The organism is Proteus mirabilis ATCC 29906, from assembly GCF_000160755.1.
In the GTDB taxonomy this organism is placed as follows: Bacteria; Pseudomonadota; Gammaproteobacteria; order Enterobacterales; family Enterobacteriaceae; genus Proteus; species Proteus mirabilis.
Map to the genome: position 1 here is coordinate 13,539 of NZ_GG668581.1, position 22,871 is coordinate 36,409.

Consider the following 22,871-nt stretch of genomic DNA (forward strand, 5'->3'; position numbering starts at 1 on the left):
ATTGTTCAAAGACAAACTTTGATGTGTTTTTATTGTGCATTACCTGATTTAAACCAGCCCCAAATCCATGCGAGAAGGCCTAAACTGATAAAAACACTAAATAATGTTTTAAAACCAGAAACAAAAAACAGGCTACCGCATAAAAATAGCGTTGTTCCCATACCCAATAAAAAATAGGACTGTCTTTGTTTGACTCTCTGTGAACTTATTTGTTCCGTCAATTTTTCTAGCGTTAACTTCATATTTTTGTGTTGTTTCAGGCTATCATAAACCAATTCAGGCAATTCAGGCATCTTTTCAATCCAGTAAGGCGCCTTACTTTTGATACCATTTACCAACGCAGTAATACCAATTTGACTATGTAGCCAATCTTCTAAGAAAGGTTTTGCCGTTTTCCAAAGATCAAGCTGTGGATAAAGCTGACGACCTAAGCCTTCAACATACAACAAAGTTTTTTGCAGTAAAACCAATTGCGGTTGTACTTCCATATTAAAACGACGAGCCGTATTAAAAAGATTCAGTAGCACATGCCCAAAAGAAATTTCTGACAAGGGTTTTTCAAAGATTGGCTCACACACTGTGCGAATAGCAAATTCAAAATCTTCTACATTGGTATCAGCAGGTACCCAACCAGAATCAACGTGTAACTCAGCCACACGACGATAGTCACGATTAAAGAATGCTAAGAAGTTTTCCGCTAAATAACGTTTATCTTCTTTATTCAGTGAGCCGACAATACCACAGTCAATGCCAATATAGTATGGATTTTCCGGATGATCATAACTGATAAATACATTACCCGGATGCATATCTGCATGGAAAAAACTGTCTCTAAATACTTGAGTAAAAAAGACTTTAACCCCACGCTCTGCCAATAGCTTCATATTGGTATTTTGGGCATTTAACGCATCAATATCTGAAACAGGAATACCATAAATACGCTCCATCACCATTACATTTTCATGGCAATAATCCGAATACACTTCCGGAATATAAAGCATAGAGCTATTTTCAAAGTTACGACGCAATTGAATGGCATTTGCCGCTTCACGTAATAGGTTTAGCTCATCAAGTAATGTTTTTTCATATTCGCGGATCACTTCTTTAGGCCGTAACCGACGCCCATCGGGTAAAAATGGCAATAAATTCGCTAACCGATACATCAAACGAATATCCGCTTTAATAACAGGCTGAATATCAGGACGGATCACCTTTAATACCACTTCTTTACCATTTTCTTTCAATGTAGCGGTATGGACTTGTGCAATAGACGCAGAAGCAAGAGGTGTTTCGTCAAAATCATCAAACCATTTATCGATAGGGCCACCAAATGATTTTTCAATATATTGTCGCGCTTTTTTACCATCAAAAGGGGCTACTTTATCTTGCAGTAACGCCAACTGATCAGCGATATGAGGAGGAAAAAGATCACGTCGAGTCGATAACATTTGACCCAGTTTTATCCAAACAGGCCCTAATGTTTGTAATGCAAGTCGTAAGCGCTCACCTAATGGTTTATCGGCATGCTGATTTTTGATCCAAAATAGTGCTCGGCACCCCAATCTTGCTGGCAAGGTAATTCGATGTTTAGGAATTAGCTCATCAAGCCCATAAGATAAGAAGACTTTAATAATATGATAAAGGCGCTTTAACTCACTGAGGAGCATTATTTTTTCTCCAAGGTGCTTAACCGTTTTTCTAACTCGGCTGTTTGCTGTGCCAGTTGTTCTATTTCATCATAAAAATGGACAGTCTCTAATGTTGAGGGGGCGGTTTTCCACTCTTCAATCAAAGCGTCTCTTAAATAAGCTTTTTGTCGGCCAAATAGTGTAGTGAATAATTTGAGCCCTTTACTTGCTGCAAGCGATAATCCTTCTGCAGCCAAATCACCAATATAAGGCGCTAAATATTGCGCAGGCTCCCAGGGTGCCATATCCAGCAAGGCAGACCAGTTTTGTACCACCTGCATATCGCCTTCAATGGTAATATCACCACGATTAATTAATTCAGACAACTTTTGTCGGTCAGTGAGTTTAATTAAGGTTAATAATTTAGTTTTTATCGTGCAATCAGTCTCATCATTCCATTGAGTTAACACATCAACTTGCTGTTCGCTGAAAATTAAATAGATAGATTGAGGAAACTCATTAATAGAAAGCGCCAAGACTTTGCCCGCAAGGCGATTGCGGGCAGGTTTAAGCACATTTTCCTGATATAAAACATGATTAAGTGCCGTTTCCATCGATGCAGTTATCAGTGGATAGAGCACTTGAGAAGCAATATCATGAGAAAAAGTGGCTTTTTCCATCTTAGAATTTAAACCCTTTGTGTAATGCAACTATACCTCCAGTCATATTGGTATAGGAAACCTGATCAAACCCAGCTTCTTCCATCATTCCTTTTAATGTTTCTTGGTCTGGGTGCATGCGAATGGATTCGGTTAAATAGCGATAGCTATCTGCATCATTCACAATCACTTGACCAATTCTTGGTAATATATGGAAAGAGTAAGCATCATAAATCTTACTTAGCGGATCAAGAACGGGTTTAGAGAATTCAAGGACTAATAGACGTCCACCGGGTTTTAGCACACGGAACATAGAACGTAACGCTTTGGCTTTATCAGTCACATTACGTAAACCGAACGAGATAGTGATACAGTCAAAGTAATCATCAGGGAATGGCAGCTCTTCTGCATTCGCTTGTACATAACTGACATTACCAACAATACCGTGATCACGCAGTTTCTCACGTCCCATTTTTAACATGGAGTCATTGATATCAGCTAAAACCACTTCACCATTCTCTCCTACTAAACGAGAGAATTTTGCCGTTAAATCGCCGGTTCCACCTGCCAAGTCAAGTACACGTTGATTACGTCTTACACCACTTGCCTCAATGGTATAGCGTTTCCAGACACGATGGATGCCAAAAGACATTAAGTCATTCATTAAATCGTATTTAGATGCAACAGAGTGAAAAACCTTGGCCACCATGGTTTGTTTTTCATCTTTGTCAACGGTTTGGAAACCAAAATCTGTTGTTTCCTTAGATTGTTGAGTCATATTATTTGCCCGCTAATTAATCAAAATTTAGTAAATTCAGTACATTTCTTGCCCGGAAACCGCTATTTTTATTTATGTAAATCAATCAGAAGCTGATTTTTCAACCAGATCATTATCAATGGTCTTTTTTATCTCAACCCCTAAGGATTTAAAGCCTTCTGCTTGGCTGATAAGGTTTCCACGACCTTCAGAGAGTTTTTTCATCGCTAATAGATAGCCCGATTGCGCTTTTTGAATGCTATTACCTAGCCCTTGCATATCATCAACGAAAAGTCTTAATTTGTCATACATTTTAGCCGCTCTATCAGCAATTTCTTGCGCATTTTGGCTTTGGTATTCATAACGCCACAATGCGGCTATTGTACGCAAAGCAACAAGTAAAGTAGATGGCCCAACCAACATTATATTATTTTTCAATGCTTCTTCTAATAAATCTGGAGAATGACCAATAGCAACGAGGTAAGCAGGCTCTATCGGTATAAACATTAAAACGTAGTCTAACGAAGTCACTCCCGGTAGCTTATGATAATCTTTGAGACTTAAGCCTTTAATGTGCGCTCTGATAGAGTTCACATGAGCATGCAGCGCTTGTTTTTGTTCATTTTCATCACTGCTATTAAAGTATCTTTCATAAGCAATCAGCGACATTTTAGCATCAATAATCACATCTCGACGATGCGGTAAATGCACAATCACATCGGGTTGATAACGACTGCCATTTTCATGGCGAATACTGACTTGAGTTTCAAACTCGTGCCCTTCGCGTAAACCAGATGACTCTAAGATCCGCGCTAATACCGTTTCTCCCCAGTTGCCTTGGATTTTATTATCCCCTTTTAAGGCATTAGTCAGATTAACGGCTTCTTGCGCCATTTTGACATTGAGTTGTTGCAGTTGGCGAATTTCATGTACCAGTGTATGCCTTTCTCGCGCTTCTTGTCCAAAACCTTCTTGTACCTGCCGACGAAAACTCTCTAGTTGCTCTCGAAATGGAGAAAGGAGATGGGTTAAACCTTGACGATTAAGCTCTTGCGCTTTACGTCCACTTTGCTCAAAAATGCGGTTAGCCAGATTTTCAAACTGAGTGGCTAGTCGTTGTTCACTATTAAGCAGTAAACGCTGTTTCTCTTCAGCGGATATTCGGCTCTCTTCCCAACGCGTGGTCACTTCCCTTAATTCGGCTTCTTGAGAAGTAATTATTTCACGTTGTGCACGTAACTCTTGCTCTAAGTGCGCTATCTGTTGTTGTAAAGAAGGGATCACCAATGCTTTTTGTTGTGCAACCGCAAGCTGAGTATAATTTTCACGTAATAGGTTTTCTTTTTCGGCTAAGCGTTGTTGGATAAGCCACCAAACGGCGATCCCCCCCACCAAAACACCGCCTAATAAACCAATGATCCCGTATAACAACTGAATATCCACTCAAGTAACCTTTTTATTTTCTAGCGGGCTACGTTAAAACGCATCAGTAACATTGTCTAGCAACAATTTACATCATACGCTGATTTGCGATAAAGGACGCAATTATCCTATCCATTTCGCCAGCCATTGCAGACCAAACGCCCCTGGTGCCAGAATACCAAATGCCCAGATCATCGCAGAAGCCAAATTCGCCAACTGAAAATAGCGTTGTGGCATAGCACAAATACCCGCAACTAAAGGCACTATTGCCCGAAAAGGCCCAAAAAATCGCCCAATAAATACCCCCCAAACACCCCAGCGATTAAAAAATTGATGCCCTCTTACCAAGGTCTGCGGTGAGCGAGAAATCGGCCATAAGTTTCTTACCCCCTCTTTATAGTGATAACCCACCCAATAGGAGATCCAATCACCAAAAAAAGCGCCTAGGGCGGCGGCAAGCCAAATTGGCCAAAAGAGTAGACCACTTTCACCTATTAATGCTCCTAGGCCTAATAGGATAACAGTGGCAGGTATTAATAACGAGATAAAGGCAAGTGACTCACCAAATGCGAGTAAGAACACGATAGGCACAGCCCATATTTCGTGCTCTTTTACAAACAGAGTGATGGTATGAATAATGTCTTGTACTGTCACAATAGAGACCTTAAATTCGGTTAATTTCAGTAAAAAAGCACAACATCTTTAACCGAATATAAATCACTTCACTATTCGAGAAAATAGTTTTGTAAGCTTTCTCTACTTTGCGCATCCAAGCCAATATCTTTTTCAAGCCAAGTATCGATATTGCCATAGTGTTGATTAATACTGGCAAGGGCTGTTTGCAGGAACTCTTCTTGTACTGAATAAACATACGCAAATTTATTCACCACATTTTCACTCAGTGTTTTAGCATGCTCTTCTAAAAGATAAGCGCGGAAAGGCGCTAATGTTTCATTGGTGAGTAAGTAATCTTCCATCACCACATCTAATGAGGCCCCTAAGGCAAATAGAACTAAAGCAGAGCCCACCCCCGTTCTATCTTTACCTACTGCACAATGTTGTATGACACCGCCTTTTTCTGGTTGCTTCAACAACGTTGCCAACTGTTTATAAGCCGGATTATTAATAGGTAGTAATTTATATAGCTGAAACATAAATGCTTTAGCATCAAACTGTTCCAGTATTTCTGGGGTGAGTTTTTCAAGGTTAGCTGACACTTCTTTCGATAATGGATTGGCTGGAGCATGGTAATATTGTGCCCCTTCCCATACTCGATCCGGCTTATCAACAATTTCACCTGTGTCACGATAGTCTAAGATTTGAAAAAGATTTTTATCAATAAGAAGCGCTTGATCGGTATCCGTTAATCTATCCAGTGAACCGGAGCGAAAGAGTAAGCCGGGTTTGATAATACCGCCATTACTGAGCTTTTTTCCCCCTAGATCACGAAAGTTAATCCCACCTGTTAAAGGCAACACCGAAGGATGTGTTTGTAAGATATCAGTCATAATGCCTCTTCTCATTGTTGTATTGTTAAGACCATCAAGACCTTAACAGAAATCTATAACGGTTGACATATTAACATGATGAATTACCGCACAAAAAAAGCCTTTAATACACCAATGTATTAAAGGCTTTAGTATTTCATTTAGAAAACTTATTTCATTAAAGTGCGAGCAGCTTCAATCACGATACCTAATGCATTATTTTCAGTTTTCTTCAGTAATTCAGCATCGGGGATCTCTTGTTGAGTACGGTTAACAATAACGCCTGCAACCATACCTGCACGTAAGCCTTGGCTTGCACACATGGTTAATAATGTAGCGGATTCCATTTCATAGTTCATCACACCCATTTCTTGCCACTCTTTCATAGAGCCTTTAAAACGACGAACGACTCGACCAGTATAGGTGTCGTAACGCTCTTGGCCTGGGTAGAAGGTATCAGAAGAGGCTGTAACACCAACGTGAACCGTTGAACCATTGTCTTTAGCCGCTTTATACAGTGCATTCATACATTCAAAGTCAGACACTGCAGGGAATTCCATTGGTGCAAAGTGCAAACTTGCACCATCTAAACGAACCGCTGCTGTGGTTACTAAGATGTCACCAACATTGATGTGCTCTTGAATAGCGCCCGTTGTACCAATACGTAAGAAAGTACGAATACCTAATTGTGCTAATTCTTCCACTGCAATTGAGGTTGATGGACCACCGATCCCTGTAGAACAAACGATCACTGCTTTTCCATCAATTTCACCACGCCATGAGGTGTACTCACGTAAAGAGGCCAGATGAACTGGGTTATCCATTAATTTGGCAATTTTTTCAACACGCTTAGGATCACCTGGAACAATTGCTAAAGTGGCACCCTGTAGGTCATTTTTGGTTAAACCTAAGTGAAATACATCAGACATATCGGACTCCTCAATGGGACAAAACCAATGTTCATTAAATTAAGTGTTACTTTATCAGTTTTTTAGACCTTTTTAGTGATTGACGTCACCTGTCAGGTAATAAAAAAAGTAACAATTTCATAAAAACGTGATAGTTATCACAAATAACAATGTCAAATAGTGACGCCGTGGCGGCATTATCAATATCGCTTTGGCGTAATAAAATCCTGCATTCTATTCTTGCTTAGTCGGATAAATATCACTTGAGTATAGATGAAGATACTAACTTCACGTACACTACTCGCCTTTAAAATTAACATCTCAATATAACGTAATAATGCGTTGATAGTTATTGGAGCAAGCATGAGCTTATTTAACCAAATCGCAAGCCTGTTGGGCGGTGAGAAAATTAATCAATTCAAAACAGTACTCGAATGGGTAGAAACCCAAGGGGGAATTGAAGGCTTGGTTAAACAGTTTAATAGCGCAGGATTAAGTGAACTGATCCAATCTTGGATTAGCACAGGCAGTAATTTACCTATTAATGCCGAGCAAATCGTACAAGTTTTTTCATCGCCAGTGATTAATGAATTGGCTGCAAAGATCAATATGAATACCGCTGAAGCCTCTGATATGGCTGCACAATATTTGCCCAAATTGGTTGATAAACTCACGCCAGAAGGTGTTATCCCCAAAGAGTTAGATTTAATGAGCGCCGGTATGGATATGCTTAAAGCAAAAATCTTTGGTGGCTAATAAATTGAATGATGGCTATGGCGCTATTGTTTCTTAACCAATCAAGCGCAATAGCCATCTTGTTTTCTATAATCAATCGCTCTCATCACTGCATTAAAGCGTAATTAGAGAATACCTTCCTCTATTAATGCCTCATGAAAACGTTGTTTTTCTTCTTCTGTTGCTTGAATTCGAGCTAAAGGAACATCTAATACATAAGGAATATTTTGTTGTGGCTCGTACACCGCCAAAACATAAGTTTTGCCTTCCATTTCTAATGTAATGGGTGGCGTTTTCTTATTACCTGAATAAGTAATTGAAGTCTCTTTTCCGGCAACATTGGTTTTATAGGTAGCAATAAATTGTTTATTACTCACAACGACCTTAGCAGGGATAGCCGTTAATTTTAAAGGTTTGGTGCCTACTGAAAGCAATGCTTTTTTGACTTTATTGCTGATCATTTGACGATAAATGAAAAAGATCACGCAAAAAGCAAATAATGCAGTAAAAACTAATGCACTAATTAAGCGTAACCAAATATTATCAATTGCCACATCGACGGTCATTTTAGTCAGATCGTTTTCATCTGCTACTGGCTCAACCAATATATCTTTATTGCCAAAATCAAGAAAAGTAAAATTTCGTGAAACCTCGTTACCTTTATAGCGTAAGTCAACACTACAATTGGTTAAAACAAATAGTTTTGAACGGCAAGAGCCATCAACATCGGCATCAATAAATACGGGGTTTTTACTAATTTGATAATCATAAACAATATTAGGAATTTGATAAGCACTAAATACTGTCATCCCTAACATTGCAATCACTAAAAATAAGGTACGGAATAAACCGCCATCCCCTTTTAATGGAGATAATGTTAAGGCTCGAGTAGGAAATGCATTTAATATTTTTTCTGACAGGTGAATACCATTTTGCACAATATCTATATCCATAAAATTAAGTTTTGTGCAGTATAGCAATATTAAAAAATATCAATAATAAGATTATCTCTTATTTTTATTTACCTATTAATAAACATTTTTGATTAATAAGAAAAAAATAGCCTATTATATTGATAACATCAAAATAACAGGCTACTAAAATATATTATTTAAATATTATTATACGTTCTGGCGTAAATATTTAGCCGCTTCAACCATATTTGCCAATGCTGCACGGGTTTCACTCCACCCCCGCGTTTTTAAACCACAATCTGGATTTACCCATAAACGTTCCGCAGGGATACGCGATTGCGCTTTTCTTAACAACCCTACAATCCATTCTACATTCGGTACATTAGGCGAATGAATATCGTATACCCCAGGACCAATTTCATTTGGATAATCAAAATGTTCAAAGGCTTCTAATAACTCCATATCTGAGCGTGATGTTTCAATGGTGATCACATCCGCATCCAATGCAGCAATCGCCTCCATAATGTCATTAAACTCGCAATAACACATATGTGTATGAATTTGTGTCTCATCATCAGCGATAGCTGCACTGAGCTTAAAGGCATCAACAGCCCAATCTAGGTATGCTTGCCACTCATCACGACGTAACGGTAATCCTTCGCGTAATGCAGGCTCATCTATCTGAATAATACCGATACCGGCTTTTTGTAAATCATCCACCTCATCACGTAACGCTAACGCAATTTGTTTAGCGATAGTTTCACGGCTGACATCCTCACGCGGGAAAGACCAACATAAAATAGTCACCGGCCCAGTTAACATACCCTTAACAGGCTTATCGGTTAATGATTGAGCATAAGTCGCCCAATCTACCGTAATCGGTGCAGGACGACTAATATCACCAATGATCACCGGCGGTTTTACGCAGCGGGAGCCGTAGCTTTGTACCCAGCCATTTTGAGTAAAGACATAACCTTCAAAATGCTCGCCAAAATATTCAACCATGTCATTACGCTCAGCTTCACCATGAACCAACACATCAAGCCCTAAGCGCTCTTGTTCATCTATGGCTTGCTTAATATGCTCGCTAATATTAGTGCGATAAGCAGTGGTATCAATACGCCCTTTTTTAAAGTCTAAACGTACTGTGCGGATCTCGGTAGTTTGTGGGAATGAACCTATGGTTGTCGTTGGCCACAGAGGGAGATTAAACCGAGCGCGTTGCACTTTAGCTCGTTGTTGATAAGGCGATGTTCTCTCACTGTCTTGTGCATTAATCGCCTGCAAGCGTGCGGCCACTTTTGCATTATGTACACGACTAGAGTGTTCACGTTGACGAATGGGGGCACTGTATTGGGCAAGTTGTTCGTCATATTCACCTTCTGGTGCATTTAATGCTTTTGCGAGTAACGCCACTTCTGCACATTTTTGCACCGCAAAGGCAAACCAGCTTTTCACTTCATCATCAAGCTTAGTCTCCGCACTTAAATCAATTGGACTATGCAACAAAGAGCATGATGTGCCAATCCATAATGGACGCTTACCTTTTAATGCAACTACTTGTTGATAACGGGTAGTTAGATCCGCTTTCCAGACGTTGCGACCATTAATGACCCCTAACGATAACACCCAGTCTTTAGGCAATGCTTGGTGTATAACTTGCAATGCGTCCTGTCCTGCACATAGATCAATATGTAGTCCATTTACCGGTAAGTTTTTAATAATATCAAGATGATGAGTAATACCATCAAAATAGGTAGTCAATAATAGTTTAACCTGTCCAGTCAATGCTTGATAAGCAACTTGATAAGCATTTTGCCACTCAATGGGTAAATCAAGTACCAGTGCAGGCTCATCAATTTGTACCCATTCGATACCTTTTTGCTGTAACTGACTCAATACTTGCTGATAAACAGGTAAAATAGCGTCTAACAGTGACAATCTATCAAACTCAGGTCCTTTAACTTTTCCTAACCATAAGTAGGTGATCGGCCCCAAAAGTACCGGTTTCACATTATGGCCTAATGCTAAAGCCTCATCGACTTCATCCAGTAGCTGTTGCCACGCCAGTGTAAATGATTGTCCTTGCTGAAATTCTGGCACGATATAGTGATAGTTAGTATTAAACCATTTTGTCATTTCTGAGGCGGCCGCAGGTTTACCCGTTGGTGCTCTGCCTCTCGCCACTCGAAATAGAGTATCAAGATCTAGGCGACCATCTTCATTACGATGGCGTGGCGGTATATTGCCTAATAGGAGACTAGTACCCAAGACTTGGTCGTACCAAGCAAAATCGCCAACGGGTAATAATTCGACTCCTGCATTAGCTTGCTGTTGCCAATGACGAGCGCGTAATTCTTTACCAACTGCCAGAAGTTCTGCCTGAGAAAGATCACCAGCCCAATAGCTCTCTTGTGCCTTTTTTAGCTCTCTATTTAAGCCAATACGTGGGAAACCTAATGTGTGATTGCGAATTGTCATAATAAAAAATCCTGTTTTTAGCCGTCTAGATGTTTACACATCCATAATCTACAGGTAGTGTATAAACCACAAGCGCAAATTTTTCATTCACAACCTGAAGGTTTCTCATGATAGAAATAAAACACTTAAAAACGATATTGGCACTTAAGCAAACAGGATCTCTTGCCAATGCGGCAAATCAGTTACATCAAACACAATCCGCGCTCTCTCACCAGTTTAGTGAATTAGAGCATCGTCTTGGTTATCGTATTTTTGTCCGTAAAAGCCAACCACTACGATTTACACCACAAGGCGAAGTGTTATTAAGATTAGCGCAAGAAGTCCTACCCATTGTGCGCCGAGCGATAGAAGAGTGTAATGAGCCGGGTAATGCTCATTTAAATATTGCTATTGAATGCCATAGCTGTATTCAATGGTTAACGCCCGCATTACAGCAATATCGCCAAACATGGCCGGATGTGAATGTCGACTTTCATTCAGGTGTCACTTTTGATCCACAACCGGCTTTATTACAACGAGAATTAGATGTCGTACTCACTTCTGATATCTTGGATAACCAACGCCTGCACTATACTGCGTTGTTTGATTATGAAGTTAAGCTTGTGTTATCTCCTGATCACCCGCTGGCTAATCGCTTACATATTCAACCACAAGATTTGATCTCAGAAACACTGTTTATCTATCCCGTCCAAAGAGAGCGTTTTGATATTTGGCGTCATTTTTTACAGCCCGCAGGGATCACGCCACATTTTAAACATGTAGATAACACCTTACTTCTTATTCAAATGGTGGCAGCAGGAATGGGTATAGCGGCACTGCCGCACTGGGCCGTAGAGAATTTTGAAAAACAAGGATTAGTGGTCACAAAGACCTTAGGAGAAGGATTATGGAGCCGGCTATATGCAGCTAACCGTACAGGTGAGCAACATCAACCGGCAATACGAGAGTTTATACGCTTAGCAGGCCAACATGCCGTTAATCATCTGCCTTTTGTAAAACAGGTTGGTGTATCCAACGCCGATGGAACCAAAGTGATGCAACAATCAGGCTCGCGCCTATGATGAAACTTGGCCAATTAGGATGCTGTTGCCAAATAGAGAAGTTCACTAATAATCCCGCTGGAACCATCATATTATTCATAATCGCAAGGGTTCCAGCATCTACCTGTGTCGCCCCATAGTTCCACATAAAATAGCCTATTCCAGAAGCGCCAATACCTAACCAAAGCAATACCCCCCACTGTAACGATGTGGTTGGCATTTTTTGCCAATCGGCAAAACATAACGAGCCGACTAACACAACCACCACCGCCCCGATATAAAACCAAGAGAATGCGTGATGTTGAGGAAGTGGATGCATTTCCATTAATCGTTTATAGCCTACCTGTCCTATGGCGAAGAAAATATTGGCTAACTGAACCAATAATAATCCCAGCCAGAAGTCATCACTAAGATGATCATAACGAATAATGGCCGCCCCTAATACCGCCAGTAGTGCGCTAAAGGCATAGCCCCAACGTAAACGTTGTCTTTCAAGTAGATCATAAATTAAGGTGACATAAAGTGGTGTTAATACAGTAAAGAGTAAAAACTCAGCTACGGTTAAATAGTTATAAGCGTGGAACACAAACAGGTACATAATACCCAATTGGCATGCGCCTACTCCCATATACAATAAAATCACTTTAAGGCGAATGCCTTTCCAACGTAGGAAAGGCAAAAAGACGATGGCAGCTAACACCACTCTAATCAATACTGAGATCCAACTATCAACCTGACCTGCGAGATATTCACCAATCAGACTAAAAGAAGCCGCCCATAACAACGTTGTAATAACCAGTAGCCACATAATTAACTGTCTTTCTCAACTAACAGCGCTTCCATTAAATCTAATTCATGAAGCAAAAGTTGTAGTGTTTCGTTACTAATTTTACGCGTTGCACGTAAGTGATAAAGCTCACCACGCTCTGCACGCAATGCCGTTAGGCGAAAACGTCTTTCCAAATCTTCCACCAACATATTGTGCATCATCTCGTCCTGATCCGCGGTACGTCGTCTTAAATAACCGGCAACTCGAGAAGCTACTTCATTAATTTCTTCCGCATCTAGTTGCTCTTCTGTACTTGCAGCTAAACGCTCTTCCATCTTATTGAGGCTAACAATAGCGACTTCTGCCATGACTTTCTTGGCATAACGTACTTCATTTTTATCCGCTTCTTTATCGGTAGCTTTAATCCCTTTTAGTAAGAAAGGTAATGAAATAATACCGACCAAAATGGATAACAGGATCACCCCTGCCGCAATAAAGATTATCTGATAGCGCCCAGGGAAAGTACTGCCATCAGTTAAAAATAGCGGTATAGAGAGCGCACCGGCTAAGGTGATAGCACCACGTACCCCGGCAAAAGAAGATAGCCATAATTCTCTCGTCGTATAAGTGGCGAAATCAAGGGGATGTTTTTTCATAAAGAGATGGCTGATTTTCTTCATTAGCCATAACCATGTAAAACGTAAAATCAGTAACGCAAAATAGATAACAAAGACGGCGGCAAACAGCATCCATACTTCAACTTCAGGATCGAGATCAGCTTGAATAACCGAGCTTGTCCAAATAACAGGAAGCTGTAAACCCAGCATAATAAAGACCAGTCCGTTAAAGACAAACTCTAACATTGACCAGACACTATCTGCACGCAAGCGCATCGCCAATGGTGCATTGCGGATCACACCTGATTTACTGATAGTCATACCTGCGGCCACGGCAGCAAGGATCCCGGAAAAGCCAATATGTTCAGCAATCAAATAAGAAGCAAAAGGCAACAGCAGCATAAAGACAATTTGAGTGGCAGGATCATCACCACTCCAACGGCTCATCAATCGCAGTGATTTACTATAGACTAACGTTACCGCAATACCCGCTAATAAACCGCCTATTGCCACTTTAAAAAACTCAAAGGTTGCGCCACCCACGGTAAATATCATCGTGCCCATAGCCACAGCAACGGCAAATTTTAGCGCCACCAGACCCGAAGCATCATTCATTAAGGCTTCGCCTTCTAAAACCCCCATGATCCGCTTCGGTATTCGCCCCTTACCGACAATGGAGGATAATGCCACCGCATCAGTTGGCGAGAGAACCGCGGCGAGCGCGAAAGCAGAAATAAGTGGAATACTAGGCATTATCCAGTAAATAAGGTAACCAATACCTACTACTGTCACCATTACCAAAACCAGCACAAGGATAAAGATCTCTCGACCATTTTGGATAAATTCACGTGTGGGGGTTTTCCATCCATCAACAAAAAGTAAAGGAGGGATCAGTAAAACTAAGAAGAGTTCAGGATCAAAGGTGACATGTAAACCAAACTGAGGCCAAGCCAAAAGTGCCCCGATCACAATCTGGATTAATGGTAATGGAATGCGAAAAGGAATAACTTTGGTAATGACACCTGAAACAGAAACTACCAATATTAAAATTAAAATAGTAAAGAAAATTTCCATGCTACCCTTACATGCTTATTTTTATCTAAGAATCTGCCATCTTTCCTGATATGAAAAGAACCCTTGCTGAATGATAAAGAAACGCATCATAAAAGTTTATCTACCATGCCTATCTTTACCTTTCCTATTTTAAACTGAACCCACATCGACTAATGAAGAATGATATAAAATTAAGATTAATCGTATCTTACAAAAAAGCTAACATATTAATGCATAGTGTTATCTATTAACGGCATCAGAAAGAGAAAAAGTATGCTGTTATTGCTGTTTTCTGTTCTAGTCATACTCTTAAGAGGATCAAAAAGTAAAATAGGCTCTATCATTGAAAAATGAAAACAGCGTCAAGCCCCCACAGAGTTATTCGATATTTTTTAGCTGAGCCATCATCACAACATCACAATATTTACCTTCTCTGAAGGCTGCATTACGACGAATGCCTTCCACTTCAAAACCTAATTTTTTATACAAATGAAGTCCTCTTTCATTATCAGCATAAACTTCTAGCTCGATACGTGTTGCAGCCAACCAATTAAAAGCATAATCAATTGCCGTATTAATGAGTGCTTTACCTATACCTTTTCCTGAAAACTCAGCACCAACACCAATACCAAAGCTGACGATATGCCGACGACGAGGATGATTGTCGATGATCAACGCCAAATGACCTGCGATTTGACCGTCAAAAGAAGCAACAAAATGTGGAATATTTTGTTCAGAAAATTCAATTAGCCTTTTTTTCCACATAGTGACTGATGGATAAGGGAACTGACAAGTACAAATATATAAGTCTGGATGTGTATACAATTGCTGTATTGCTATAGCATCTTCAGGCTCACCATGTCGTATTTCTATCTGATGCATTTATTTTACCAAAAAATTAACAATGAGTCTTAACCTCGACAATAGCGAATAAAACTAGATAAATAAATAGCAAAAAAGCGGAATAAAAATATATTCCGCTTTTTATGTTTAAACCTGATGATTTTAATTAAATTGCCCAGTGTCCGGCATAAAATGCCACTAAAGCAATAGCAATTAGAACTGTACCAATATTAAGTTTACGCCACTCACCGGCAAAAATACGGCCAATCACTAAACAGCCAAAACCCAACATAATGCCTGTAACAATATTACACGTTAATACGATAAATACCGCGCACACCATACCTGACATCGCATCGACAAAATCACTGAAATCTAACTTAGTGACATTACCTAACATCAATAAACCCACATACATTAATGCAGGGGCTGTCGCATAGGGGGGAACTAAATAAGATAGTGGTGATAAAAAGAGGATCAATAAAAAGAGAATACCGACCACAGTTGCAGTGAGCCCTGTTTTACCACCAGCTGCAGTACCCGCTGCAGACTCAACATATACTGCTGCAGGTGCTGCACCAATTGCCCCAGCAAATATACTGCTCACGGAATCAGAAGTTAACGCTTTACCACCATTGATAATTTGTCCTCGTTTATCAAGTAAATTAGCTTGTCCCGCCACTGCGCGAATGGTTCCTGTCGCATCAAAAATAGCCGTCATCACTAAAGCTAATACACTAGGTAAAACAAGTGGTTGTAATGCGCCTTTAATATCCATGGCAAATAATAGTGCAAGGCCCTCTTCGCCTAATTGTGGCATTTTAAAGAACCCTTGGTATTTCACGTTAGGATCAAAAATCAATCCAATAATCGAAATCGCAATAATGACTAATAACACACCACCGGGAACTTTACGTTTTTCTAGACCAAAAATAGCAGCAAGACCGGCCAATGACATTAATACTGAAAAAGAAGTAAATTCTCCCATCGCAACAGGTAATCCGGCTAATGGATTTTTCACCACTAACCCAACACTATTGGCTGCGATCAAAAGTAAAAATAGCCCGATACCAATACCGGCGCCATGAGCGATACCAATCGGAATATTTTTTAAGATCCACGTTCTGATCCCTGTTAAAGAAAATAGGGTAAATAGGCACCCCATCAAAAACACCGCCCCCAAAGCAACAGGTACAGAGATATGTTGACCAAGTACCAAACTAAAGGCGGTAAACGCCGTTAATGAAATGGCACAACCAATCGCCATAGGTAGATTTGCCCACAATCCCATTAACAGAGAACCAAATCCTGCCACTAAACAGGTTGCGATAAATACCGCCGTGTGGGGGAACCCCGCTTGCCCTAGCATACTGGGTACGACAATAACGGAATAGACCATCGCCAAAAAGGTTGTTAAACCGGCGATCATCTCTTTACGAACCGTAGTGCCCCGGGCGGTAAGCTTAAAATAATTATCCAGTTTACCTGTGGTTGCTGATTGATTAGCAGACATTACATTCCTCTGACATAAAAAACAGTTCACCCTCCCCAACGAAAACGATTACGTCTAAAATTATTATCACCTCCAATGGTAAAAAAATCATCAGAGGAGTGAAAAAGCAAACGTTTGTTTATTAATGTGGATAGAGTGAGAGAATTTGACGCAAACGATTATCTGGTGCTTTTAGGGTAAGAATCAAGAAAAAAAATACTTTTTTAGCAAAAATGTCATAAAAAGACATTCTAGTGTTCGCAGAAAAAAGAAAAGAGGAGAATAGTGATATATTTCTCCTCTGGTTAAACTGTTTTAGCAACGCAATCACCCTAAAAGGTGAAGCGTACTTATAATCAACTGTTTTTATTAATATCATTGATGTTTATATTAATAATGCTTGGTTTGATACTATAAATATTAATTAAATATTTCTTATGTTTTTATCATTTTTGAACTTACTGTTTTAACAGCATCTTCCCTTGTTTGGCGATAATATTGACTCAGTATTCATCACACTCTGCTTGAAAAACACACACCTCCTTGTGATAAAACTAGATGAAAATAGTGCCATTTAGCAAATCTTTCTTATTTCATTTTATTATTTCTGGATTATTCTTAATAAATCACCAATAAAAACCTTTGAATAGTATGTATTACATTGATTATTAAAATAAAGATAATAAAAGAAAAAATAATTGAATGGGTGATAAAACAGCAGGAAATTATTGTCTAATTTAATGAAAATAGCGCCCTCTTTTACCTACAATAAGGTAAAAAAGAGCATGCAATTATGATGTATGACGATTTAGAGTGTCGACATGCAAGTTAAAGCGATCCATCGTCGAAACTAAAAATAATCCCGTCATAACCACCAATAAAAAAGGTAACGCAGATGGGGAGATTTCAGACATAGCACCGGCTAAAATGGGACCAGAAAGATTACCAATGCCCCATAACATCGCCGCTGAAGCATTTGCTATCATCAGATCATTTCCTGAAAAGTATTGCCCAATTTGTACCAATGCAATGGTATAAATGGCTCCCGCCGTTGCACCAAGCACTAATAATAGTGGCCAAATAACTAAAGTATGTGGCATAGCAATGGGTAATAATAAGCTTGCTAATAATGTAATGACTCCACAAATTCGGTATAGCCGTGTTCTATTCATATGATCAGCAAGCCAACCAAATGGCATTTGCATTATGGCATCTCCCGCCAAAATAGCACTGATCATCATGGCAGCAATCGCTTCACTATGACCAACACTTAGCCCATAAATAGGGAACATAGACAACACTGTGCCATCAAAAAATGCAAAAAAGATAATGCCACCACATATCGCAGGCGCCACTTTAATAAAACGAAGAATAGAAAAGTGCGACTCTTCTGAGTCTTTAGCTAATTTATCGCCCACTTTCTGATCCATCATTAAAAATAGCACGATAGAGATAATATGAAGCAGTACGCTGATTAAGATCGGTGTTTTATCAGCAACGCCATATAACGCAATAATTGAAGGGCCTAGCAACTGGCTGATAGTAAACACGGTCGTATAAATCGCTAAAATACGACCTCGCTTATTATCCGGTACAAGTTCATTGATCCATGTCTCCCCCAAACAGATCATCACACCACTGGCAATCCCGGTGATTAGTCGTAATGGGAACAGGAATTCTAATGGCAAACTCCCCATTAAAGGCAATAGACTAATGGCTGATATAATCGTTGCTAATAACATCGCTAAACGTTTACCAAGCCATTGCACAATATAGCGTGCAAAGGGTGAGATGATTAACATTCCCATCGCAGGTGCGGCTGAAATCAGACCAATAATAGATTCACTGATCCCCGCCAAGTTTAGCCGTAAAGCCACCATCGGAATAGTTAATCCAATAACAATCCCTATCACCGCAATACTGACTGTAATAGTAGTAATAGCAAAAAGCTCGGACTGACGATAATTTTGTTGCAACATATTATTTTGTTTCTACACGCTGTAGAAACCTCATCATAGTGAATATTGAATGAATGGAAAATATTGCCTTATTATAGGGGATAAGAAATAGATAAACATGCTTTAAAATATCGCCTGATACGCGCACCCTGTTCACAAAATATTGTCTAAATAGTCTGTGCTTTTCCCGTCTGTGAAGAATTGATGTTATCATCTACAGGAAATTATACTTTTAAACTGACAATATTTTGAATTGGCAATGAACCCACAATCACCGAAAAAGACAAACGAATACCTTGGTAATAAGGTTAAGCAGTTAAGACAATCTCGAAACTTGTCACTTAATGAGTTATCAAGAAAATCAGGCATATCTAAAGCGGCATTGTCCAAATTAGAGTCTGGCGATTCTAATCCTCGCATCGATACCTTAGAAGCTATCGCGATAGCCCTTGGATTTCCATTAGGTGATTTATTTAGTTTTACCCGCGAAGAATATCCTCGCTTAGAGCGACATAAGCCTATCGTTGGCGACTATGCACAAGAATTTAAATTCCGTATTGGCATCGGCAATATTACTGAAATTTGGCATATTGAGATGAAGCACGGGGCAATTATTAATAGCCCAGCCCATGCCGACGGCACCCAAGAGCATATTATGGTCTATTCTGGCAAACTGATGATGCGTTTTGCTAACGATGAAACCGTATTATTAGAAACCGGCGATTTTTATGCCTTTCATGGTAATGCGCCACACTCTTATATTTGTGTGGAAGGCCATATGCGTGCATCAGTTATCATGTCTAGCCCCAATCAACAACACTATCATCATCGTCCTTAAGACAAATACCCATTATATTTCACCGCCATTTAAACTATTATTCTAAGTATTATTAATAATGGCGGGGATAAATAGCATGAGTGCAGGCCACGAGCACGGTGATGTCAAAGCGCTACCTGAATCACGTCTGTTAATTGCTTTTGCATTAACAGGCTCTTTTATGGTGATTGAGTTTATTGGTGGCTACTTAACAGAAAGTTTAGCCTTGATTTCTGATGCAATGCATATGATGACAGATGCATTTGCACTCTTACTTGCTCTTATCGCGATCCACGCAGGTAGAAAAGCAGCAGATCTATTCAGAACTTATGGCTATGCTCGTTTTGAAATATTGGCTGCTGCGATGAATGCACTGATCTTAATGGCGGTGGCTTTTTATATTCTTTATGAGGCTTATCAACGACTCTCTTCCCCTCCTGACATTCAGTCTATGGGTATGCTTGTTGTGGCAATCGCAGGGCTTATCATTAATTTTATCTCAATGAAAATGCTCACCAGTGCAAAAGATGAAAGCTTAAACGTTAAAGGGGCTTATCTTGAAGTGTGGGCGGATATGTTAGGCTCAGTGGGCGTCATTATTGGGGCGGTAATTATTTGGCTAACCGGTTGGCAATTAGTTGATTCTATTATTGCGGTATTAATCGGCTTTATGGTCTTTCCGCGCACGTGGATCTTATTAAAAGAGTGCCTGAATATTTTATTAGAAGGCGTGCCTAAAGGCATTAATTTAACTGAGGTAACAGACACCATTAATAATACCGCAGGGGTGGCTAGCTCCCATGATTTACATTTATGGGCACTGACGCAAAGCAAGTTGATCCTCAGTGGTCATATTGTCTATCAACCCAATGTAGATAGTGAAGCATTACGCCTTACTATTGATAAGCAACTACGTGAACAATTTCATATCAATCATATTACCTTACAGATGGAAAGTGAGGATAAACAACATCTGGAAGATAATCATCATTAGATATTTAGGTTCTGGCTCTCTCGTACCTAAAAAGAGCCAGAACAAACAGTGCAATTAATTTAAATAACTTTCCATCTGTTCAAAAACGCGCAGATCATCACTAAAACGCACTTCTTTTACGTCCTCAAGTTTTTCCACTTGACTCACCATCTGCATTAAACGCTCATCTTTTTGTACTAATAACCAAATACGACTTTTATCGCTGTTTTTCATTGGTAAACATAAAATACCATCGACGTTAAATGCACGACGCGCAAATAGCCCACAAATATGGGTCATCACACCGGGATGGTTACGAACAATAAGTTCTAGTGCGATAGGTTGTGATTGTAGTGACATAAATTAAGCTCCTATCATCTCGATATTTGCCGCCCCCGGCGGAACCATTGGAAATACTTTTTCGTTAATATCAATCATGGCATGAATTAAACAAGGCCCAGGTTTAGCAATTGCCGCTTGTAGCGCCGCCTGAGGATCTGCTTCTTGATTTAAATCACAAGTATCCAACCCAAATCCTTGAGCAATACGAATAAAATCCGTTTGATAAGGGTAGGCTGCGGCATAAATACGCTCATCAAAAAAGAGTGTTTGTTGTTGGTGTACTAACCCTAATGCTTGATTATTTATCAAAATAATCTTTACATCTAACTGATGCTCAGCGGCTGTTGCTAACTCCTGAATATTCATCATGATGCTACCATCCCCTGAAAAACAGAGGATCTTTTTATTTGGCTCTGCCAATGCGGCCCCTATCGCTGCCGGCAACCCAAATCCCATCGTCCCCAAGCCTCCTGATGTTAACCATTGGCGCGGTCGATTCAGTGGATAAGCTTGAGCAACCCACATCTGATGCTGCCCTACATCGGTGGTAATAATCGCTTCATCATCAACACAATTTGCCGCAGCAAGTACGATGCCGTAACCGCTAAGAATATTGTGTGAGTTTTTCATTTCTAAGGGATATTCTTGTTTTAAGGTATTGACTCTATCTATCCATTCGTTGCGCTGATTAATATTAATTAAAGGTAATAACAGCGACAGCACCGCTTTAGCATCTGCATGAATGGCAATATCAGGACGTTTGATCTTACTTATCTCTGCCCTATCAATATCAACATGAATGATCTTCGCATTGGGGCAAAATTTTTCTGCTTTACCAATTGCCCTATCATCAAATCGCGCCCCCAATACGATCAGCAGATCGGCTTCTTCTAAAATAAAGTTGGTACTCCGTGCCGCATGCATACCTAACATCCCTAAATATAGCGGGTGTGTTGGTGGCATTAAACCTAATCCCATTAACGTCATCGTGGTGGGTAGGCTATTTTTCTCCGCCAATTCAATCGCTTCTTTACACGCTTCAGAGCTAATAATACCGCCCCCTAAATAAAGCACAGGATTTTTCGCTTGGTTAATCATTTGCGCGGCTTGGATCACCAAATCGGTATTAAAGGCTGGAGCTGCATCTTTTTGTGGTATCGGTGGCAATTTATCTAAGGTGATAGTCGCTTGTTGAATATCTTTAGGTACATCAACCCATACAGGTCCAGGGCGACCTGACATTGCCAAACGAAACGCATCACAGATAATTTCCGGCAACTGTGCGATATCGCGGACTAAATAGTTGTGTTTGGTAATAGGAATAGACATCCCATAGGTATCAACTTCTTGAAACGCATCAGTCCCAATCATGGCAGAAGAGACTTGCCCCGTAATGCAAACCAAAGGAATTGAGTCTAATTTTGCATCAGCAATGGCTGTAACTAAGTTTGTCGCCCCCGGTCCACTTGAGGCAATACACACCGCAGGCTGACCATTTGCTCTAGCCATACCTTGGGCAATAAAACCCGCCCCTTGTTCATGACGTGTCAAAATATGGCGAATAGACTGACTTTGGCTTAATGCATCATACAAAGGAAGAGCGGCTCCGCCGGGGATCCCCGCAACCGTAGTGATACCTTGCCGTTCCAGTAAATAAACAATTAATTGCGCACCAGTGAAGGTTTTTCCTGTGGCATTATCTTGTTGAGCACCCATTGTTCTGTGTCCTTTTTACTAAGCCGGACTTTATGGGCGGTAGATATGAAAAACCCCGCCCGGTTAATACGCCGGCGGGGTTGCGAAACTGTGTTGATTCGGACCCGTTACGGCGCTTTGCCGACGACCACCACCACACGCACAACAACCACAGCCGCGATGTGCGCTGTTAGTCGTAGAGTTTGTAGTAGAGTAGTGATGATCATGGGTTACCTATCAATTAATGTAATGATGTGTTTGTCTGTTATCTGTATCTAAAA

Annotated in this window: 21 protein-coding genes; 4 read left to right on the plus strand and 17 right to left on the minus strand. The window is 40.1% G+C overall.

Annotation, left to right across the window (positions count from 1 at the left end):
• Positions 1-29: 29 nt before the first annotated feature.
• From ubiB to udp, 7 genes are all read right to left on the minus strand, one after another.
• Positions 30-1,667, minus strand: coding sequence for a ubiquinone biosynthesis regulatory protein kinase UbiB (gene ubiB, locus HMPREF0693_RS13870; RefSeq protein ID WP_004246119.1), 1,638 nt, complete (start codon positions 1,665-1,667; stop codon positions 30-32).
• Positions 1,667-2,308 carry a ubiquinone biosynthesis accessory factor UbiJ gene (locus HMPREF0693_RS13875; RefSeq protein WP_004246120.1) on the minus strand — a complete coding sequence of 214 codons (642 nt, stop codon included), beginning with the start codon at positions 2,306-2,308 and terminating at the stop codon, positions 1,667-1,669. The genes ubiB and HMPREF0693_RS13875 overlap by 1 nt, the downstream gene beginning before the upstream one ends.
• Position 2,309: 1 nt before the next feature.
• Positions 2,310-3,065 (minus strand): bifunctional demethylmenaquinone methyltransferase/2-methoxy-6-polyprenyl-1,4-benzoquinol methylase UbiE, encoded by a 756-nt coding sequence (gene ubiE, locus HMPREF0693_RS13880; RefSeq protein ID WP_004246121.1) that lies wholly within the window; start codon positions 3,063-3,065, stop codon positions 2,310-2,312.
• 81 nt (positions 3,066-3,146) lie between these two features.
• Positions 3,147-4,487, minus strand: coding sequence for a DNA recombination protein RmuC (rmuC, locus tag HMPREF0693_RS13885; protein ID WP_004246122.1), 1,341 nt, complete (start codon positions 4,485-4,487; stop codon positions 3,147-3,149).
• A gap of 102 nt (positions 4,488-4,589) precedes the next feature.
• Positions 4,590-5,120, minus strand: coding sequence for a DedA family protein (locus HMPREF0693_RS13890; protein WP_004246124.1), 531 nt, complete (start codon positions 5,118-5,120; stop codon positions 4,590-4,592).
• A 71-nt stretch (positions 5,121-5,191) separates the two neighbouring features.
• Positions 5,192-5,974 carry a tyrosine-protein phosphatase gene (locus HMPREF0693_RS13895; protein WP_004249528.1) on the minus strand — a complete coding sequence of 261 codons (783 nt, stop codon included), beginning with the start codon at positions 5,972-5,974 and terminating at the stop codon, positions 5,192-5,194.
• A gap of 149 nt (positions 5,975-6,123) precedes the next feature.
• Positions 6,124-6,882 carry a uridine phosphorylase gene (udp, locus tag HMPREF0693_RS13900; RefSeq protein ID WP_004246127.1) on the minus strand — a complete coding sequence of 253 codons (759 nt, stop codon included), beginning with the start codon at positions 6,880-6,882 and terminating at the stop codon, positions 6,124-6,126.
• A 342-nt stretch (positions 6,883-7,224) separates the two neighbouring features.
• Here udp and HMPREF0693_RS13905 point away from each other — a divergent pair, with 342 nt between their 5' ends.
• Positions 7,225-7,617 carry a YidB family protein gene (locus HMPREF0693_RS13905; RefSeq protein WP_004246129.1) on the plus strand — a complete coding sequence of 131 codons (393 nt, stop codon included), beginning with the start codon at positions 7,225-7,227 and terminating at the stop codon, positions 7,615-7,617.
• A gap of 104 nt (positions 7,618-7,721) precedes the next feature.
• Here HMPREF0693_RS13905 and HMPREF0693_RS13910 read toward each other — a convergent pair whose 3' ends face one another.
• Both HMPREF0693_RS13910 and metE read right to left on the minus strand, forming a co-directional pair.
• Positions 7,722-8,549, minus strand: coding sequence for a hypothetical protein (locus HMPREF0693_RS13910; RefSeq protein ID WP_004246130.1), 828 nt, complete (start codon positions 8,547-8,549; stop codon positions 7,722-7,724).
• 168 nt (positions 8,550-8,717) lie between these two features.
• Positions 8,718-10,991 carry a 5-methyltetrahydropteroyltriglutamate--homocysteine S-methyltransferase gene (gene metE / locus HMPREF0693_RS13915; protein WP_004246131.1) on the minus strand — a complete coding sequence of 758 codons (2,274 nt, stop codon included), beginning with the start codon at positions 10,989-10,991 and terminating at the stop codon, positions 8,718-8,720.
• Positions 10,992-11,098: 107 nt separating this feature from the next.
• Between metE and metR the strand changes: the two genes are divergently transcribed.
• On the plus strand, positions 11,099-12,052 hold the full coding sequence (metR, locus tag HMPREF0693_RS13920; RefSeq protein ID WP_004246132.1) for an HTH-type transcriptional regulator MetR: 954 nt from the start codon (positions 11,099-11,101) through the stop codon (positions 12,050-12,052).
• Here the strand turns inward: metR and HMPREF0693_RS13925 are convergent.
• The 5 genes from HMPREF0693_RS13925 to HMPREF0693_RS13945 form a co-directional block, all read right to left on the minus strand.
• Entirely contained in the window at positions 11,967-12,839 is an 873-nt protein-coding gene (locus tag HMPREF0693_RS13925) for a carboxylate/amino acid/amine transporter (RefSeq protein WP_004246133.1), read from the minus strand. The genes metR and HMPREF0693_RS13925 overlap by 86 nt on opposite strands.
• Positions 12,840-12,841: 2 nt before the next feature.
• Positions 12,842-14,491, minus strand: a complete 1,650-nt coding sequence (locus HMPREF0693_RS13930) for a Na+/H+ antiporter (RefSeq protein WP_004246134.1) — start codon at positions 14,489-14,491, stop codon at positions 12,842-12,844.
• A 357-nt stretch (positions 14,492-14,848) separates the two neighbouring features.
• Positions 14,849-15,352 carry a GNAT family N-acetyltransferase gene (locus HMPREF0693_RS13935; protein WP_004246135.1) on the minus strand — a complete coding sequence of 168 codons (504 nt, stop codon included), beginning with the start codon at positions 15,350-15,352 and terminating at the stop codon, positions 14,849-14,851.
• Between the two features lie 127 nt (positions 15,353-15,479).
• The gene (locus tag HMPREF0693_RS13940) at positions 15,480-16,826 is read right to left on the minus strand and encodes an NCS2 family permease (protein ID WP_004246136.1); all 1,347 of its coding nucleotides are present in this window, start codon (positions 16,824-16,826) and stop codon (positions 15,480-15,482) included.
• Positions 16,827-17,596: 770 nt separating this feature from the next.
• On the minus strand, positions 17,597-18,784 hold the full coding sequence (locus HMPREF0693_RS13945; protein ID WP_004246137.1) for an MFS transporter: 1,188 nt from the start codon (positions 18,782-18,784) through the stop codon (positions 17,597-17,599).
• A 238-nt stretch (positions 18,785-19,022) separates the two neighbouring features.
• Here HMPREF0693_RS13945 and HMPREF0693_RS13950 point away from each other — a divergent pair, with 238 nt between their 5' ends.
• Positions 19,023-19,601, plus strand: coding sequence for a helix-turn-helix domain-containing protein (locus HMPREF0693_RS13950; protein WP_004246138.1), 579 nt, complete (start codon positions 19,023-19,025; stop codon positions 19,599-19,601).
• A 76-nt stretch (positions 19,602-19,677) separates the two neighbouring features.
• The gene (locus tag HMPREF0693_RS13955) at positions 19,678-20,574 is read left to right on the plus strand and encodes a cation diffusion facilitator family transporter (protein WP_017827617.1); all 897 of its coding nucleotides are present in this window, start codon (positions 19,678-19,680) and stop codon (positions 20,572-20,574) included.
• 54 nt (positions 20,575-20,628) lie between these two features.
• On the opposite strand, the gene ilvN is transcribed toward HMPREF0693_RS13955, so the two are convergent.
• From ilvN to ivbL, 3 genes are all read right to left on the minus strand, one after another.
• The gene (gene ilvN, locus HMPREF0693_RS13960; RefSeq protein WP_004246140.1) at positions 20,629-20,913 is read right to left on the minus strand and encodes an acetolactate synthase small subunit; all 285 of its coding nucleotides are present in this window, start codon (positions 20,911-20,913) and stop codon (positions 20,629-20,631) included.
• A 3-nt stretch (positions 20,914-20,916) separates the two neighbouring features.
• A complete protein-coding gene (ilvB, locus tag HMPREF0693_RS13965; RefSeq protein ID WP_004246142.1) occupies positions 20,917-22,611 on the minus strand; it encodes an acetolactate synthase large subunit in 1,695 nt (564 codons plus the stop codon).
• 107 nt (positions 22,612-22,718) lie between these two features.
• Positions 22,719-22,817, minus strand: coding sequence for an ilvB operon leader peptide IvbL (gene ivbL / locus HMPREF0693_RS18650; RefSeq protein WP_004249539.1), 99 nt, complete (start codon positions 22,815-22,817; stop codon positions 22,719-22,721).
• Positions 22,818-22,871: the final 54 nt, after the last annotated feature.